Genomic DNA, 1,425 nt, shown 5'->3' on the forward strand with positions numbered 1-1,425 from the left:
CTCCGTAAGTTGTTAGGCGGCCCGGGAGGGCCGGGTGTGGCTTATGGGTTCTTGCCTTCAGTGGCTGACAAGGAGTGGCCGCCCGGCTCTCCGGGGCGCCCTGGCTGCTGATTGAGATGTGCGCTTCGGTCGCTGATTACGGAGATGACAGCGGGGTGTTCCTCGGGCCGACGGCATGTCGCACGGTGCGAGGAGGGGCAAGTGAGCGAGCGACGGGCCCGGGTCTGGGCCGGCATCGACGCAGGTAAGGGCCACCACTGGGCTGCGGCGGTCGACGAGACCGGCGCGACCCTGTGGTCGAAGAAGATCGACAACGACGAGTCGGCGATCCTGACCGCGCTCGGCGAGATCCTGGAGCTGGCGGATGAGGTCCGCTGGGCGGTGGACATCTCCGGCACGTCCTCCGCGCTGCTGCTGGCCCTGCTCGCGGCGCACGGCCAGCACGCCGTCTACGTGCCGGGCCGCACGGTCAACCGCATGTCCGGCGCCTACCAGGGTGAGGCGAAGACCGATGCCCGCGACGCCTACGTCATCGCCGAGACCGCCCGCCACCGCCGGGACTTCGCCGCGATCGACGTGCCCGCCCAGCTGGCCGCCGACCTCGCGCTGCTGACCGCCCACCGCACCGACCTCGTGGCCGACCGGGTACGGATGATCAACCGCCTCCGCGACGTGCTGACCGGCATCTTCCCCGCACTGGAGCGGGCCTTTGACTTCAGCGGCCACAAGGGCGCGCTCGTCCTGCTGACCGGCTACCAGACCCCGGTCGCCATCCGGCGCCGCGGCCGGGCCCGGCTCACCGCCTGGCTGGCCAACCGTAGTGTCCGGGGTGCCGACGCGGTCGCGGCCACGGCCCTGGAAGCGGCTCACGCCCAGCAGACTGCGCTGCCCGGCGAGGACGTCGCCGCACAGATCATCGCCGACCTGGCAGCGCAGATCTTGGCTCTGGACGACCGGCTGAGGCGCATCGACCAGCAGATCCGCGACACCTTCCACAGGCACCCGCAGGCGGAGATCATCGAGTCCCTGCCCGGCATGGGCCCGATACTCGGCGCGGAGTTCGTCGTCGCCGCCGGAGACCTGTCCGCCTACGCGGACGGCGGTCACCTGGCCTCGGCGGCCGGGCTGGTGCCCGTCCCGCGTGACTCCGGCCGCCGGACCGGCAACCTGCACCGGCCCAAGCGCTACAGCCGCCGCCTGCGCAGGGTGTTCTACCTGTCCGCGCAGACCAGCATCATCCGCGACGGGCCGAACCGGGACTTCTACCTCAAGAAGCGAGGCGAGGGCTGCAAGCACGTCCAGGCCGTCATCGCCCTGGCCCGCCGACGGGCCGGCGTCCTGTGGGCGCTCCTGCGCGACAACCGCATCTTCACCTCCGTCCCGCCGGACGCGCAGGCGGCTTGACTCAGTCATTGAGACTCCTTG

At 71.2% G+C, this 1,425-nt stretch carries 1 protein-coding gene; it reads left to right on the forward strand.

What is annotated here, in order from left to right; genetic code table 11:
- Window positions 1-201: 201 nt before the first annotated feature.
- On the forward strand, window positions 202-1,404 hold the full coding sequence (locus ACWC5C_RS42040) for an IS110 family transposase (RefSeq protein ID WP_450884636.1): 1,203 nt from the start codon (window positions 202-204) through the stop codon (window positions 1,402-1,404).
- Window positions 1,405-1,425 lie beyond the last annotated feature (21 nt).

Source organism: Streptomyces sp. NPDC001700, assembly GCF_053596435.1.